The organism is Sphingobium chlorophenolicum (assembly GCF_000722875.1).
GTDB lineage: Bacteria > Pseudomonadota > Alphaproteobacteria > Sphingomonadales > Sphingomonadaceae > Sphingobium > Sphingobium chlorophenolicum.
The window spans coordinates 21,109-36,675 of sequence record NZ_JFHR01000051.1 but is presented as its reverse complement, the minus strand read 5'-3'; the positions used below and the strand labels follow the sequence as shown (position 1 = coordinate 36,675).

General features: G+C 61.5%; 10 protein-coding genes. 5 read left to right on the top strand and 5 right to left on the bottom strand.

What is annotated here, in order from left to right; genetic code table 11:
- Window positions 1-572 precede the first annotated feature (572 nt).
- From BV95_RS17870 to BV95_RS17860, 3 genes are all read left to right on the top strand, one after another.
- A complete protein-coding gene (locus BV95_RS17870; RefSeq protein ID WP_037455164.1) occupies window positions 573-2,753 on the top strand; it encodes a TonB-dependent receptor in 2,181 nt (726 codons plus the stop codon).
- A 377-nt stretch (window positions 2,754-3,130) separates the two neighbouring features.
- Window positions 3,131-4,627 carry an ATPase domain-containing protein gene (locus tag BV95_RS17865; RefSeq protein WP_037455161.1) on the top strand — a complete coding sequence of 499 codons (1,497 nt, stop codon included), beginning with the start codon at window positions 3,131-3,133 and terminating at the stop codon, window positions 4,625-4,627.
- Window positions 4,617-7,226: a response regulator gene (locus tag BV95_RS17860; RefSeq protein WP_037455159.1), complete on the top strand. Its 2,610-nt coding sequence runs from the start codon at window positions 4,617-4,619 to the stop codon at window positions 7,224-7,226. The genes BV95_RS17865 and BV95_RS17860 overlap by 11 nt, the downstream gene beginning before the upstream one ends.
- Before the next feature lie 15 nt (window positions 7,227-7,241).
- Here BV95_RS17860 and BV95_RS17855 read toward each other — a convergent pair whose 3' ends face one another.
- Window positions 7,242-8,492 (bottom strand): NAD(P)/FAD-dependent oxidoreductase, encoded by a 1,251-nt coding sequence (locus BV95_RS17855; protein WP_037455155.1) that lies wholly within the window; start codon window positions 8,490-8,492, stop codon window positions 7,242-7,244.
- A 335-nt stretch (window positions 8,493-8,827) separates the two neighbouring features.
- Here BV95_RS17855 and BV95_RS17850 point away from each other — a divergent pair, with 335 nt between their 5' ends.
- Entirely contained in the window at window positions 8,828-9,856 is a 1,029-nt protein-coding gene (locus tag BV95_RS17850; RefSeq protein ID WP_037455153.1) for an AraC family transcriptional regulator, read from the top strand.
- A 471-nt stretch (window positions 9,857-10,327) separates the two neighbouring features.
- On the opposite strand, the gene BV95_RS17845 is transcribed toward BV95_RS17850, so the two are convergent.
- From BV95_RS17845 to BV95_RS17830, 4 genes are read right to left on the bottom strand one after another with little or no spacing between them, the layout of a single operon-like run.
- A complete protein-coding gene (locus BV95_RS17845) occupies window positions 10,328-10,630 on the bottom strand; it encodes a non-heme iron oxygenase ferredoxin subunit (RefSeq protein ID WP_037455149.1) in 303 nt (100 codons plus the stop codon).
- Window positions 10,627-11,121 (bottom strand): nuclear transport factor 2 family protein, encoded by a 495-nt coding sequence (locus BV95_RS17840; RefSeq protein WP_037455146.1) that lies wholly within the window; start codon window positions 11,119-11,121, stop codon window positions 10,627-10,629. Before BV95_RS17840 ends, BV95_RS17845 begins: the two co-directional genes overlap by 4 nt.
- A gap of 1 nt (window position 11,122) precedes the next feature.
- Window positions 11,123-11,494, bottom strand: a complete 372-nt coding sequence (locus BV95_RS17835; protein ID WP_037455143.1) for a hypothetical protein — start codon at window positions 11,492-11,494, stop codon at window positions 11,123-11,125.
- A 13-nt stretch (window positions 11,495-11,507) separates the two neighbouring features.
- Complete coding sequence (locus BV95_RS17830) at window positions 11,508-12,701, bottom strand: aromatic ring-hydroxylating oxygenase subunit alpha (protein ID WP_037455140.1); 1,194 nt, start codon at window positions 12,699-12,701, stop codon at window positions 11,508-11,510.
- Window positions 12,702-13,151: 450 nt separating this feature from the next.
- Between BV95_RS17830 and BV95_RS17825 the strand changes: the two genes are divergently transcribed.
- A complete protein-coding gene (locus BV95_RS17825) occupies window positions 13,152-15,563 on the top strand; it encodes a TonB-dependent receptor (protein WP_081873438.1) in 2,412 nt (803 codons plus the stop codon).
- Window positions 15,564-15,567: the final 4 nt, after the last annotated feature.

The following is a 15,567-nucleotide window of genomic DNA, read 5'->3' as shown; positions in this document are numbered from 1 at the left end:
CTTCTACAAGGCGGCGGAAAAGCCCAAGGCGTCGGATGCCGAATTCATCGCCGCCGATGAATTCACGCTGGACCTGGACGATTTCGCCAGCCGCTTCGCCTCGGCGCGGGTCAAGGACGTCAAGAAGGGCAAGTGACGCGCAGGTTCCGGTCCGTCGAAGGATGGACCGGAACCATCTCCAATACATACGTCATGCGGAACTTGTTTCAGCATCTATCGTGCCTTCATGCGCCTTGGTCGCATGGGGATAAATGGATGCTGAAACAAGTTCAGCATGACGAAGGCGGCGGGGGTTGTGTTCCTGCGCATGTGGAAGCCCGCCCGTATCTCAACGCGGCAAGATTCCGCACCTATCCGACAGATGTTCGACGAATAACCGCATGATCCCTGTCCAGTCGGTGACAGATGCATGCCAGACCGACTTCTGCTCAACCCATCCTTTTTACCGGTTTCCACCCTTCCGATTCCCGGCATGTCGTCATGAAATCGAGCAAAGCGGCCTTAGAAGCCGCTCTCGATACTGCATGCCCGAATTCAAGTGGCTAACCGACAATTTCAGGGAGGATGAATGAATGGCCATCAGACATGGACTATTGATCGGCACTTTGGTGCTGAACGCGACCTTCGCCGCCACCGCCATGGCGCAGACCGACCCGTCCGACGCATCCGCCGACGCGCAGAAGAATATCGCCATCGACGACATCGTCGTCACTGCGCAACGCCGGTCCGAATCCGGACAGAAAGTGCCGGTCACCATCCAGTCCTTTGATGAAAGCAAATTGCAGGCCAATGCGGCGACAACGACCAGCGACCTTCCCTATCTCGTGCCGGGCGTCACCGTCGGCCAGACCGGAAGTTCGCAGTCCATCTACATTCGCGGCATCGGAAAAGGCGGATCGGTCCTTCGCTATATTGACGGCGTGCTGAATGTCTTCGGCACAGGTCAGGCGCCGTTGGGCAATCTTGCTTCGCTGGAGGTTGACAAGGGGCCCCAGAGCACGCTTTTCGGCCGAAACGCCACCGGCGGCGTCGTGCAATTCAACACGAAGAAGCCCAGCCAGGATTTCAGCGCCGATCTAGGCCTGGGCTATGCGAACTACGACATGTTCAGCGGAAGCCTGTACGCGACCACCGGGCTGACGGAGACGCTCGCCACCGACATCGCGGTCAATTACGATGATCAGAAAGACGGCTGGGGCAAGAATATCGCCACTGGCGAGGATTTTTACAGGCAGAAGCTGTTTTCAGTGCGCAGCAAGACGTTATGGGAAATATCGGACCAGTTTTCCGCAACCCTGTCGCTGGATTATTCCTATAATCGCGGCAATCAGGGCGGTACGGTCGCTCCGTCCATTCCATTCCCCTTCGTATATGATCTAGGTTCGGGCCAGACCTATGAAGTCGGAAAATATGGCGTGAACGTCGATTCAAAGTCGGAATTCCACAGCAGGACGGGCATCGCCGCATTGCGGGTCGAGGGCGATCTGGATTGGGCGCATCTGCTCAGCATCACATCCTATCAGCGCAACCATTCGGTCTTCGACATCGATTATGACGGCGGCCCCTCCCCGCTCCTGCCGGTGCGCCGCAACGACCAGAACACGGCGTGGACGCAGGAGCTCCAGTTGCAAAGTCCGGACGGGTCGAAGGCTTCGTGGGTCGTGGGCCTCTTCTATCTCGGCCTGACCAACAAGCTTTCCCCCTTCTCCTTCGGCGCGCCCGGTGCTTCCGTGCTGTTCGGGGTGCCGTTTGGGTCCGCCTTCAATCTGGTGCCGACGTTGGGATCGCGTTCCTACGCCGCCTTCGGCCAGATAACCTATCCCATATTCCCGGACACGCGCATTACCCTGGGCGCGCGCTATACGATCGACCGGGTCACGCTGAAGGGATATAATGCGATCGACGATGTCATCATTCCGGGTTCACGGGGTAATACGGCCGAGACATTCAGGAAGCCGACTTTCCGGGCGGACATACAGCAGCAGTTCACGCCTTCCGTCATGGGATATATCTCCTATAATCGCGGCTATAACAGCGGCGGCTTCAACAATATTCTGCCGGCTGGATTCGCCAATAATCCATCGCCCATCCTACCGGAAACGATCGACGCCTATGAAGCGGGCCTGAAAACCCAGTTCTTCAACAACCGGCTTCGCTTGAATATTTCCGGATTCTATTATGACTACAGGAATCTGCAGCTTTCCGTCCATGAATCCGGCGGGCTGGCCACGCGCAACGCGGCCGCCGCGCGGGTCAAGGGGATCGACGTGGATTTCGAGGCTCGCCCGACGGGGCGGCTGACCATCAGCGGCGGCTTTGAATGGCTGGATTCGGAATTCACACGTTATCCGGACGCGCCCATCTATTCGGTCGCGCCCAACGGCGCCATCATTCTCGATACGGGCGACGCGGGCGGCAATCGCACGCCCAACGCCCCGCGCATCAGCTATAATGCGAATGTGCGCCACTCATTGCCGACCAGCATCGGCGAATTTTCAACTTCGGTCGGCATGAACTATCAAAGCGGATGGTTCGCAGACGCATCGAATAAATTCTTCGAACCCAAGCGCTATCTGGTCAATATCTCCGAAACATGGAAATCGCTCGATAATATGACCAGCATAAGCCTGTGGGTGAAGAATCTCGGCAACAAATATTATGATATGGGATTCACCATCTTGAACCCGAACTGCGTTTGCGGCGTTCCGGGCGCGCCACGGACATATGGCATAACGGTCGGCAAGCATTTTTAGGCAAGGAGAGCCGCCGGGATTTTTCAGATTCCGGCGGCTTCCCGATCTGAAGCGCCTCCCTCCCGCCTACGCGCCTACTTATCCAATTTAATTGCCCGTAATGTCCGCTTGCCTATAACGCGCCTGCCCGACCGGAACGCGCTCCCGCCATGCGACCATAACGACGTCGGAACGTCCTGCCCCGCGCGACGTTTAGCGCACATGCACCTGTCCGACCCAGCGCCGCCTTGCCGGCATAGCCTCAATGAACCACGCCGCGTCCCGCTCCTCATGGATCGGGGGTTCTGGCGGCGGTTCTTGATCTAGATTGGCATGGTTCCGGTGTCTCGTCGTTACAACCGCGGCTACAGATTGGAAAAGCGAGGCGGGCAAAATCTATGAGCGAAATGCAGATCATATCCACCGGCAATTCCGGCCTGGACACGATTCTCAAGGGCGGGCTGCCCGCCAACCACCTCTATCTGCTCGAAGGAGCGCCCGGCTCCGGCAAGACCACGCTCGCCCTCCAGTTCCTGCGGGAAGGCATCGCGCGGGGCGAAGCCGTACTCTATATAACCCTGTCGGAGACGAGCGAGGAACTGCGCGTCGTCGCCGCGTCCCATGGCTGGACGCTGGACGGGTTCGACATCTTCGAACTGGAATCCGTGGAAAATGTGTTCGGCGAAGGCCGGGAGCAGTCGATCATTCATCCCTGGGAGATGGAATTGGGCGAAACCATCCGACTCATCCAGCAAGAGGTGGATCGGGTGAAGCCGAGCCGCGTGGTATTCGACAGCCTGTCGGAAATGCGGTTGCTGGCGCAAGATCCGCTGCGCTATCGCCGGCAGGTCCTGGCGCTGAAGCAGTTCTTCTCCGGCCGCGACAGCACCGTCATCCTCATCGACGACATGACGGGGACGACAAATGCGCGCGACGCCCATCTTCACAGTCTTTGCCATGGCGTCATCACCTTGGAGCGCCTCACCCTGGAATTCGGCGCGGCGCGCCGCCGAATGCAGGTCCAGAAGCTGAGAGGCATCGATTTCATCGCCGGCTTCCACGACCTCAATATCCGCAAGGGCGGCGTCGATATCTTTCCGCGTCTCATCGCCGCGGACCATCATGCCGAATTTAGCGAGGGCGCGGTGACCAGCGGCGTCGGCGCACTGGACGATCTGCTCGGCGGCGGCCCGCTGCGCGGCAGCAGCATCCTGATCACCGGGCCGGCGGGAACCGGGAAAACCACCATTGCCCTCCAATATCTCCACGCGGCCTGCGAACGCGGCGAACCCTGCACCATCTTCGAATTCGACGAGCGCATTGGCACATTGCTGACCCGCGCCAAGGCGTTCGGCCTCGACGTCGCGCACCAGATCGATCAGGGGAGGCTGGTCATACAGCAGATCGACCCCGCCGAAATCTCGCCGGGCGAATTTGCGGCGCGCGTCCGCCATGAAGTCGAAAGTCGCGGCGTCCGCATGATCGCCATCGACAGTCTCAACGGTTATATGGCCGCGATGCCGCAGGAGCAGCAACTCCTCCTCCAGATGCACGAATTGCTTTCCTATCTGAGCCAGCAGGGGGTCGTGACATTCCTCCTCAACCCGCAACAGGGTCTGGTCGGGTCGATGGCGACCAACCTGAACATATCCTACATCGCCGATTCCGTGATCCTGCTGCGCTTCTTCGAAGCAGGCGGGCGCATTCGCAAGGCGATATCGGTGATCAAGAACCGCAGCGGCATGCATGAGGATAGAATCCGGGAATTCCGGATCGACAGCAGAGGCGTGCGCGTCGGAGAGCCGCTGGAGGCCTTCAGGGGCGTGCTGACCGGAACGCCGGAATATATCGGCAGCGCGACACCTTTGATGGAGGACCGAGACCATGGCGCATGACGCGGGTTCCGAAGGTTATCGGCTCCTGGTCTGCGCGCCGTTCGGACGAGACGCCGAGAGCGTGGCCGAACTTCTGCGCGATGAAAGCTATGATACGGTCATCTGCCGCGATGTGCCGGCGGTCGCCGGGGAGTTGGGCGACCTGGCCGGGGCCGTGCTCATCACCGAGGAAGCCCTGCCCGACGACCTGGACATACTCCGCCTGTCCCTCGAAAAGGAACCGCCCTGGTCGGACGTTCCCTTCATCATGCTCAAGGCGCCGCGCTCCGGACGCGCCCCCTATTCGCCCCGTTCCATGCAACTGCTCGATCTGGTCCGCAATACGGTCGTGCTCGAACGGCCGCTCGGAAAGGCATCGCTGGTCAGCGCGATCTCTGCCGCCATGCGCGCGCGCCAGAAGCAGTTCGAGATGCGCGATCGCATCGACGAACTTGCCAATAGCGAGAGCCGCCTTCGCCTTGCCACGGCTGCGGCCAACATCGGAATCTGGGACTTCTACCCCGCCAGCGCCGTCCTGCGCTGGGACGAACGGTGCAAGGCGATGTTCGGCCTGCCGGTGGATGCGCCGGTCAGCTATGAGGGCAGCTTTCTGGCCGGCATTCATCCCGATGATCGCGAACGCGCCGATGCGGCCGTCATGTCCGCGCTCGAACCGGGCGGCGATGGCCTGTTCGACATCGAATATCGCACCATCGGCATAGAAGATGGCATAGAGCGCTGGATCGCCGCACGCGGCAGCGCGGTATTCGAGAACGGCATCGCCACCCGTTTCATCGGCACGGTGATCGACATCTCCGCGCGCAAGCGGGCCGATGCCGCCCTCGCCGCTTCCGAAGCGGCCCTGCGCGAGGAAAGCCTTGCGCTGGAAATCCTCAACCGCACGGGCGAGCGCGTGGCCGCCGAACTCGATCTGGACACGCTCGTCCAGGCGGTCATCGATGCGGGTCGCGAATTGACCGGAGCGGAATTCGGCGCCTTCTTCTACAACCGGATCGACGATGCGGGCGAAAGCTACCAGCTCTACAGCCTGTCGGGCGCGTCCATGGAAGCCTTCGCGAATTTCCCGATGCCGCGCAATACGGCCGTTTTCGGCCCTACCTTCGGCGGGGAAGGCCCCGTCCGTTCGGGCGATATCCGCAAGGATGCGCGCTATGGGCATAGCGCGCCTTATCACGGGATGCCGAAAGGCCATCTGGAGGTGGTGAGCTATCTGGCGGTCCCCGTCATATCGCGCTCGACCGAAGTCATGGGCGGGTTGTTCTTCGGCCATGCCCAGCCGGACCAGTTCGACGCGCGGGCGGAACGGCTGGCTTTGGGCCTTGCCGCCCATGCCGCCATCGCCATCGAAAATGCGCGCCTCATCCAGACCGCCCAGCGCCTCAACCAGACCCTCGAACAGAAAGTGATCGAGCGGACCGAAGCGCTGGAGATGGAGATGGCGAGCCGCGCCCGCGCCGAGGCTGCCCTTCGCCAGAGCCAGAAAATGGAGGCTGTGGGTCAGCTTACCGGCGGCATCGCGCATGATTTCAACAATATGCTCACGGGGGTGATCGGCGGCATCGACATCGTGAAGCGCAGGCTGGCGTCCGGGCGCATCGACGATCTGGACCGCTTCATGGACTCGGCTTCCGCGTCCGCGCAGCGAGCGGCGGCGTTGACCGCCCGCCTTCTCGCCTTCTCCCGCCGCCAATCGCTCGACCCCAGGCCGACAGACGTGAACGCGCTTATCCGCTCGCTCGAAGATTTGCTGATGCGGACGATCAACGAGAATATCAGGCTCCAGATCATCCCGGCCGATGGCGACCCCTACGCCATAGTGGACGGCAACCAGCTCGAAAACGCCATCCTCAACCTGACCATCAACGCGCGCGACGCCATGCCCGAAGGGGGTCTGTTGACGGTCGAGGTCGGTACGGTCGATCTCGACGCCGCCTATGCGGATAGCGGGGTCGACATCAAGGCCGGGCGCTATGTCACCGTCGCTATCTCCGATACGGGCGTCGGCATGTCGGCGGAACTGGTCGACAAGGTCTTTGAACCCTTCTTCACCACCAAGCCGATCGGTCAGGGCACCGGCCTTGGCCTGTCCATGGTCTATGGTTTTGCACGCCAGTCCGACGGGCAGGTTCGCATCCACAGCAAGCCCGGCCAGGGAACGTCCGTGAAGCTGTTCCTTCCCGCGAGCGGCCACGCATCCGAAAATGCGGCAGCGAGCCAGGCGCTTATCCAGGAAGGGCGCGGCCAGACCGTCCTCGTGGTCGAGGACGACCCGTCGGTCAGGATTCTGGTCCGCGAAGTGCTGGAGGAACTGGGCTATGCGGCCGTGGAGGCGGGCGATGGCGCAGAAGCGATCCCCGTCCTCCAATCCACCCGTATTCTCGATCTCATGATCTCGGACGTCGGTCTTCCGGGCATGAACGGACGCCAACTCGCCGAAATCGCGCGCGAGCATCGTCCGACGCTGCCGATCCTCTTCGTGACCGGCTATGCCGAAAATGCAGCGATCCGCGCCGGTTTCCTCGGCACCAACATGGACATGATAACCAAGCCGTTCGCGCTCGATATGCTCGCGGCGAAAATCCATGATATGATGGATTGACCGGCCGCCATCATCTCAGACCGGTTGCGCCGCCTCCTGACAGGCGACCTTCTTCAGGGGCAGGGAAACATCCGCTAGCTGCGCCCGGTCCGGCACCGCGCCCCGGACGATCAAGGAACGCGCGCCCATGAAATCCTTGGGACTGTTGATCGCATCTATCGAAATTATCCGCCCTTCCTTCAGATAAATGGCGGAAAAGGGACCATCCTGAACGTCGCCCCGGACGACGATTTCGTCGGCATCCTTGTTCAGGCCCGCCGATTGCAGCTTCAGGTCGAACTGATCGGACCAGAATGTCGGCAGCGCCCGATATTCCGTCGGGGCGTCCATGATGGCGTCGGCGGCGATGGCAGCGGAATCCATTGCGTGCTGCACCGACTCCAGCCGCCACAAGCCGCCGGCGAAGTCATTGGGATGCCTGGCGCAATCGCCGATGGCCAAAACGGATTCAGCCGAGGTGCGGCAATATTCGTCGACCAGCACGCCGCCGTCGCAGGCGATGCCCGCCTTTTCCGCAAGCATCGTCTCCGCATCGATGCCGATCCCCACGATCACGATATCGACCGGGATTTCCTGTCCGGATGCCAGCCGGATGGCCGACACGCGCCCGTCGTCGGAAAAACCGGCAACCCGCTCTCCAAGGTAGAATTCTACTCCACGCGCCCGATGCTGGCGCTCGAAAAAGTGGGAGATGATCGGCGAAGTCACCCGCTCAAGCACCCTGTCTTGCGCCTCGACAACGGCCACCTCATGGCCCATTTCCCGTGCCGCGGCGGCGACTTCCAGCCCCACATAGCCCGCCCCGATGACGCCCAGCCGGCCGCCATTCTCCAGTCCCGCGCGGATCGCATCCACGTCGGCGACGGTGCGCAGATAATGAACGCCCTCAAGCTCCGATCCCGGACAGGCCAGACGGCGTACCTTGCCCCCCGTCGCGATCACGCACCATTGAAACGCTATGGTCCGGCCATCCTCCAGTTCGGCGCGCTTGCGGTCCGCATCCAGCACGCCGACGCGGCATCCCAGTTCAAATCGAACCTGCTGTTCGGCCCAATAGTCGCTGTCGCGCAGCAAGAGCCGGTCGATCTGCATGTTGCCGATCAGATAGGCTTTGGACAAAGGGGGGCGGTCATAGGGCAATGTGTGCTCATCGCTCACCACCATGATCGTTCCGGCAAAGCCCTTCTGCCGAAGCGAGATGGCCAGGTGCGCGCCTGCATGGCCGCCACCGATCACAAGGACATCAACGGCGATTCGTTCGTTCAACTGGATTCTCCCAGATCCTGCGGGCAAAGCCGCTCGGCCTTGCGCGCACTGTCCGCGCCGCAAGGACGATTTCCCGCTTTGAAGCACTGGCATGAAATCTGGGCCTAAAATTCCAGGGCCACTATCCCGTTTCCGCAATCCTTGCCCCGCTTGCGCGACCTTCTGCGCGCCACGGCTTGACCAGTTGTAAAAAAGAGGGCGTCATTGCATCAGGGACCGAGGAACTCGCATATGATCTGTGGCATCGCATCTGCCCCTTTTGACGGGCGTCGGAGACTGCGCCCGACGGCGCATGTTTCGATTTTCGACCAGGATCGAAACCGTGGGAGGCCGTCATGCTGACGGATGTTCCCCCGCCCAACCGCTTCTGGAATGGGGAAGGCCTTCCCCTGGTCCAGTGGAACAAATTCAACAGCAGCGATGCGAACGAAGTCGAAAAACATATGAGCCGGATGTTCTGTCCGCACCGGCTGGACGTGCAGGGCGGCAGGCCACCTATCGACTTTCGTCATAATCAGGCGCAGCTCAGGGCCTTGACCTTCAACGCGCAGGATTATGGCAACCCGTTCGGCCGCATTTCCATCGACGTGCCGCAGATGGGACAAAATTATCTCGTCCAATTTTCGTTGAACGGCACGTCGTTCATCACGCATGACAATGACAGCTTCAGCCTGGCGCCGGGCCAGATGTGCGTGCTCGCGCCCGATTCTCATTTCAGCCAGACGTTCGAGGCCGGCTACAAGCATTTCACCATCAAGATCCCGAAGGCCGATCTGGAGCGGGTATTGGCGCAGGAACTGGGGATCAATCCCGAAAAGCTGGTGTTTTCAACGCGCCCCGTACCGCTGGTCGGCGCGGCGCAGGCATTCGCCCACCTCATCCGCACGATCTGCGACGACATCGACTATGGGCTGACCGGCTACACCCATCCGCGGGCAAGCGGCTCCGTCGAAGACACGCTGAAGCGCCTGTTGCTGGCGGCGGTGCCGCACAATCATTCCGATCTGTTCGACGCGGCGCCCGCCGGTCCCGCGCCCTATTATGTCCGGCGCGTGGAGGAATATATCCGCAGCCATGCGAGCGAGCCGATTTCGCTGGACGAGATGATCGAGGTTTCCGGCATCAGCGCCCGTTCGCTTCACGCGGGCTTCCGCCGCTTCCGGGGCGTGACGCCCATGGGCTATCTCAAGAATGTTCGGCTGGAACTCGCCCGCAAGATGCTGCTGGAGGGCGTCGAAGAAGGGCATAACGTCACGGACGTGGCGCTCGCCTGCGGCTTCAGCCATCTCAGCAAATTCGCGCGCGATTATGCCGAACGGTTCGGCGAACGCCCTTCTGCCACGTTGAGGCAACTGAAGGGCTAGGCAGCGTGGACAAATTCGAGAGACCTGCCGGACTGACTGATGTGGGTGGAAAACGGACCTACCCTATTCCTCCCCATCGATAGATGGGGAGGGGGACCGCGCGAAGCGTGGTGGAGGGGAATGGGGCACGACCTACGAATTTCCCCTCCACCACTCGCTACGCGAGCGTCGAAGAGAGTCACGTGCCTCTCTTCGACCCTCCCCACGCTTCGCGTAGGGAGGATTAGGAGCGTCCGCTCATGGTCAACCCAAGACATTCCCCTCCCGCAGGCGTTCAAACGAGTCACGTGCCTCGTTTGAAGGGCTAGGGGTGGGCGCGAGCGAAGTGAGCTTCTGACTTAACCGTTGCAAAACAATGCAGATGTCGCGCCAGCCCACCCCCTAACCCCCTCCCGCCTGCGGGAGGGGGAGGACCACTTCTACCCACCCCCCGTGCGGCGAGTCTTGAATTTGTCCACGCTGCCCAAGCCGTCACATCGCGATATGGACGTCACCGCCGATGACCTCGACGGGATAGGTTTTAAGCGCGATGGAGCACGGCGCCGCGCAGGCCGCGCCGGTCCGGATGTCGAAGCTGCCAAGGTGGAAAGGGCAGACGATCTTTCCATCCTCTATCTCCCCTTCCGCCAGCGACGCCTCGCCATGCGTGCAGAGATCGTCCGTGGCGAATATTTCGCCGTCGAGCAGATAGACGGCGATCCCATGCCCGCCGTCCAGTTCGACCCGCAGGATTTCATCCTCGTCGAGTTCCTCAACCGAACACAGCCGGATCATCGATCGAACGCCTTCTTGAGTTCCCAGGGCGGCGTCGCCACCCCCTGTACCCGCAGGTCCAGCTTCACGGACGCGAATTTCCATGCATTATCCTCATATCTTGCAACGCTGTCGTACCAGCCGCCCAGCCAGCGATCTTCCTCTCCGATATCGCGGGCCATCGTGGACAATTCCCACAGATACCAGCGGCATTGCGCGGATCGGGCGTCTTGCGCGAGCGTGATGTAGGGCGCGATCATATAGTGGATCGACCAGAGCACTTCCCTCGCGGCAATTTCGGCAAGACCGGCCGCGATCGCCGAAGCGCCATGGAAGGTGGCGAAGCCTTCCGCCGACCAGACCGCATCCTCATGGAAAAGCGGCAGCATCATCGCCGGATCATTCTTGCGGTCGGCGCCATGGGCGTAGCGCGCAATGAGATCGGCAATCTCGTTGCGCGCATCGATGCGGAACAATCGTTCCTCAACCGAGGAGGGAAGCGTTCCGCTCATCTCAGGCCGCAGCCATCGGGCTTAGCCCCCGCCACGTTTCCTGCGCGCCGTGCACCGCCACGAACCGCGCTTCCTCAAAGGCGTAGGGCACGCCCGGAGAACCGGCATAAAGCTCGATATGCGGCGCGACTTCCGCGAGCGACAGCGCGAGATTGTAGAGAGCATGATGACTCTCCGGAAGTTCGCCAAGCGGAAAGCGATCGACTTCCGCCAGCGCCTCCGGAAGGCGGGCCAGCATCTGGTCGTAAAATGCGCGCAGCTCCGCGCTGGACGATGCCAGCCGCTTCTTCTGGCGCTGGTCCGCCGTCGGCAGGCTCCACGGGAGGCAGTTGGACAGATCCTCGAAGCCTGCGGGCAATATGGGTTGGGTCATGTTCGCGTCTCCCTCAGGCGTTGACATATTCATCGACGACCACGGCACTGTGGCGGATGAGGATTTCGTCATCCTGCAAATTCTGCACCGTCTTGGCCCGCGACTGCATGGCGCGCTGCGTGTCTTCCATCGTGGCGGTGTCCTCCAGCCAGGCATTGCGCTGGAGCGTCATGGCATGTTCCATCGCCCAGCGTTCGGCATTGGTCTTGGGCGGGCGGACATAGTAGCGCCCTTCCCACAACGTGCGGTTATGGGCGATCGGCCAGAATTGATGGGTGAACCAGATGCCTTCCGACACGTGGATGAGCGTGTTGGGGAACAGCACGCTCAGTTCGAACGCGAAATCCTCCCGCTTGTCGGGGTTGATCGACGGAGGCAGCATCGTTTCCGCGCGCTGCGTGACAAGCGATGCGCCAGCGATTGAATTGGCGATGCCCGCGACCGGCGTCGGCGTCGCGCCCAGCGTAAGGCAGACCGCGCAGGTCCGATGCGGTCCCATCAGCTTCACATTCTGAAGGCCGGTCGAAAAGGTGTTGGGAAAGGATCCCGCGTGGATCGTGTCCACATGATAGGCTTCCGCGAAGGCGTCGTGCGCGACCTTCCAGTTGCATTCCAGTTCCGTGTAATAGGTGAACTGGTAGCTGAGCTCCGCGAAGGGAAAGCCCGCGAAATGCGCGGCATAGTCGCCCAGAAATTCAGTCAGGCTGGCGTCCGGCGTTTCGGCCAGATTGATGAAGATGAAGCCCTCCCAGAAATCGACATGGATCGGCGAAAGACCGTTCTTCTGCTTGTCGAAACATTCATAGAAACGCTCCTCGCTCGGCACATGCTTGAGCGCGCCGTCCGCTCCATAGACCCAGCCATGGAAACGGCAGGTGACGATTGCCGCCTTGCTGCGGCCGAAAGTTTCCGGACCGGTTTCCGTGACGACGGTATTTCCGCGATGCGCGCAGATATTGTGATAGGCGCGCACGACATCATCCTTGCCCCGCATCAGGATTACCGAAGTGTCTGCGGCGGCAAGGCGCTTGACCTTATAATCTCCCTTCTTCGGTATTTCGTCGACCCGTCCTACGCAGAGCCACACCTTCCTGAAGATCTTCTCGCGCTCCCGCTCATACCAGTCGGGCGCGATATAGGGCTCGATGGGGATCGGTCCGGAGCCAAGTTCAGGATGCTCGTTCAACCAGCGATGTGCATCGTTCATTCTGCTGTCCTTGTAGGTTCGACCGGTTGCTGACGGCCGAATGGCTGAGTTTCTGGATGAATGATGTCCGCGTCGGCCCTGGCCCGCTAGCCCATCCCCGTGCCCGTTAGCCTGCGGCGGCATCAAAGGAGGAATGCGTGATTTGGGTGGGAAGAAGACCTGTCCAATTCCTCCCCATCGACAGATGGGGAGGGGGGATTTGAGGTCCGTCAATTTATCCACGCGGCCCAGCCTGTATCGACATCCCGCCCCGGCACTCCGTCGCGCTCAGATGTCCAACTCCGCAGCAGCAGGCTAGCGCGCAACCCGCATCTGGGTTCGTTATGTGCGTGCGTTCGGGAGCGGACGCCACCGCAGTTCCGGGAGCAACGAAAACCGATCCGACGCGTGAAGCGCAGCCGGGCGGGCAAACCATAACGATAAAGATAATCAGCCAAAAAGGGAGCCACTATGAATTCACATGCCTGCAAACGCACATCATCCGGCCGCCGCATTTCTTCGCTGCAATCCGGATCGCTCCACGCCCTGATCGTCGGCCTCGCGCTGGTCGGCCTGAGCCATGCCCCGTCCGCCATCGCGCAGCAAGCGCCGGAGGACGCGGCCAGCCAGCCCGGCGGCATCGAAGAGATCACCGTCACCGCCCGGCGCCGCGCGGAATCGCTGCAGGACACGCCGATTTCGATCTCCGCCGTCACTTCCGAAGGGCTGGCGCAGCGCGGCATCGACAATGTGACGCAGATCGGCGACTTCACGCCGAACGTGAAGTTCAACAGTTCCGTGCCGGTATCGGCCAGCAACGCGACCGCCGCCATTTTCATCCGCGGCATCGGCCAGAACGACTATCAATTGTCGGCCGATCCGGGCGTCGGCCTCTACCTTGACGGCGTCTATATCTCGCGCGGCGTGGGCAATGTGCTCGACGTGCTGAACGTCGAACGTATCGAGGTGCTGCGCGGGCCGCAGGGCACCCTGTTCGGCCGCAACACGATCGGCGGCGCCGTCAGCGTCGTGACCAAGAAGCCTTCGGAAGATCTGGGCGCCAGCCTTGACCTGACCACCGGCAGCTACAACCGCGTCCAGATCAAGGGTTCGCTCGACATTCCGCTGGCCGATGGCGTCTACACCAGCCTTTCCGGCTTCTACCACATGCGCGACGGCTATGTGAAAGGCACGGTCCCGCTCGCGCCAGACCTCGGCGACACCAACACGCTGGCAGGCCGCTTCGCCCTCAGACTGGAACCGACCAGCAACCTGTCGATCAACCTCGCCGCGGACGGCACCCGATCGCGCGAGAAGTCGGCGCCCAACGTCATGCTCGCGGTGGATGAGAATGCACCGGCGGCACAGGTGTGGAACGGCGTCTATTCGGGCGCGGCGGGCATCTGCACCGATTTGGCCAATCCGGCGCGCCTGTCGGACACGCGCTGCTACAACAGCCAGTGGGCGCAGGCGCCCTATCGGCATGGCGGCACCTTCCAGGCCGTTTCCGACACGTTCAACAATTTCGGCAGGCGCCGTTATGAATCGGCGTCGGACCTCAACATCTGGGGCCTTTCCGGCACTGTCGAATGGCGTCTGGGCGGCGGGATCACTGCCAAATCCATCACCGCCTACCGCAAGGTGACCGGCTTCTGGACCCGCGATTCCGACCATAGCCCGGCCAGCATCGTCCAGACCAAGAGCGACTGGAAGCAGGATCAGTTCTCGCAGGAAATCCAGTTGCTGGGCGACGCTTTCGACAACCGCCTGAACTGGGTGATCGGCGGATATTATTCGAAGGAAAGCGGCAACCACGAAGATCTCGTCAACCTCGTCGATGCCGTGTTCATGAGCGGCGCGATCCTCGACGGGCGCAGCCTGGCCGCATTCGGTCAGGCGACCTTCGAAATCGTCGAGAATCTCAGCCTGACGGGCGGCATCCGCTGGACGGAGGACAAGAAGACCTTCGACAACGGAAACCAATATGTCGTCGCCGCCGGTTTCCTGACGGGGCAGCCCTTCAATCCGGACGGGTCCGGCCTTCAGGACGGCGACCCGCTGATGGGCCCAGCCGGGACGATGACCATCAAGGACCGGGCCTGGACGCCGATGGCCAGCCTTTCCTATCGCTGGTCGCCGGAATTCCTGACCTATGCCTCCTACTCGCAGGGGTTCAAGGGCGGCGGCTTCACCCAGCGCGTGTTCCCGCCTTTCGCGAACATCCCGTCCTTCCGCCCGGAAACGAGCACGACCTATGAAATCGGCTTCAAGTCCGACCTGCTGGGCCGTCGCCTTCGCCTGAACGGCGCCGCGTTCATCAACGATTATGACGATCTTCAGATCACCGTGAACGATCCGGTCCTTGGTTTCGCCCCGATCATCCAGAATGCGGCCAAGGCGCGCATCAAGGGCGTCGAACTGGAACTGCAGGCGCGTCCGACCGAAGAACTGAAGCTGGAGGCGGGCCTCGGCTATCTGGACGCCCAATATCGGCAGGTCGACATCCGCGCCCTCAACAGCGGCGTGACGAAGGACACGCATCTGCAAAATGCGCCGAAGTGGACGCTGAGCGCGGGCGGTTCATACGATATCGAGGTGCCGGGCGTCGGCAAGTTCACGCCCCGCGTCGACTGGTCCTATCGTTCGACGGTCTATAACGACGCCGTGAACAGCCCGCTGCTGGTCCAGAAGGGATATAGCCTGGTCAACGCGTCCATCGCCTATCGCGATGAGCCCGACACCTGGCTGATCACGCTGGGCGTCAAGAACCTGACCAAGAAGGTCTATCTGGGTTCGGGCTTCGTCGATGCGTTCGGCGGCATCACCGAGGGCGCCTATGGCCGGCCGCGCGAATGGTTCCTCAGCGCTCGCCGCACTTTCTAAGAGT

Bases quoted from the DNA above. Each gene is read 5' to 3' on its own strand.
- BV95_RS17835 (WP_037455143.1), bottom strand. From the start codon at position 11,494: ATGACCCAACCCATATTGCCCGCAGGCTTCGAGGATCTGTCCAACTGC.
- BV95_RS17825 (WP_081873438.1), top strand. From the start codon at position 13,152: ATGAATTCACATGCCTGCAAACGCACATCATCCGGCCGCCGCATTTCT.
- BV95_RS17865 (WP_037455161.1), top strand. From the start codon at position 3,131: ATGAGCGAAATGCAGATCATATCCACCGGCAATTCCGGCCTGGACACG.
- BV95_RS17830 (WP_037455140.1), bottom strand. From the start codon at position 12,701: ATGAACGATGCACATCGCTGGTTGAACGAGCATCCTGAACTTGGCTCC.
- BV95_RS17870 (WP_037455164.1), top strand. From the start codon at position 573: ATGGCCATCAGACATGGACTATTGATCGGCACTTTGGTGCTGAACGCG.
- BV95_RS17845 (WP_037455149.1), bottom strand. From the start codon at position 10,630: ATGATCCGGCTGTGTTCGGTTGAGGAACTCGACGAGGATGAAATCCTG.
- BV95_RS17860 (WP_037455159.1), top strand. From the start codon at position 4,617: ATGGCGCATGACGCGGGTTCCGAAGGTTATCGGCTCCTGGTCTGCGCG.
- BV95_RS17840 (WP_037455146.1), bottom strand. From the start codon at position 11,121: ATGAGCGGAACGCTTCCCTCCTCGGTTGAGGAACGATTGTTCCGCATC.
- BV95_RS17850 (WP_037455153.1), top strand. From the start codon at position 8,828: ATGCTGACGGATGTTCCCCCGCCCAACCGCTTCTGGAATGGGGAAGGC.